Source organism: Sinorhizobium sp. GQ132 (assembly GCF_059758575.1).
On record NZ_JCAXDX010000083.1, the window covers coordinates 1 to 210 of the forward strand.

A 210-nucleotide genomic window follows, 5' to 3' on the forward strand; every position below is an offset into this window, starting at 1 on the left:
ATATCCGCCAGTTCAACACCAATCGAATGGTGGAGCTGAGCGGGATCGAACCGCTGACCCCCTGCTTGCAAAGCAGGTGCTCTCCCAGCTGAGCTACAGCCCCATCTTCGATGCGCTCCGGATCGCTCCGAAGGGCCCGGCCCGTTTGCCCGCAGCGATCGAAGATCGCGAGGACAAACAAACTAGAGAGACTGGCCGGGGTCACCATGA

The 210-nt window shown here is 60.5% G+C and carries 1 tRNA gene; it reads right to left on the bottom strand.

The window, feature by feature from the left end:
* Positions 1–27: 27 nt before the first annotated feature.
* Positions 28–103 (bottom strand) — tRNA-Ala (locus AC6CIG_RS29825).
* Positions 104–210 lie beyond the last annotated feature (107 nt).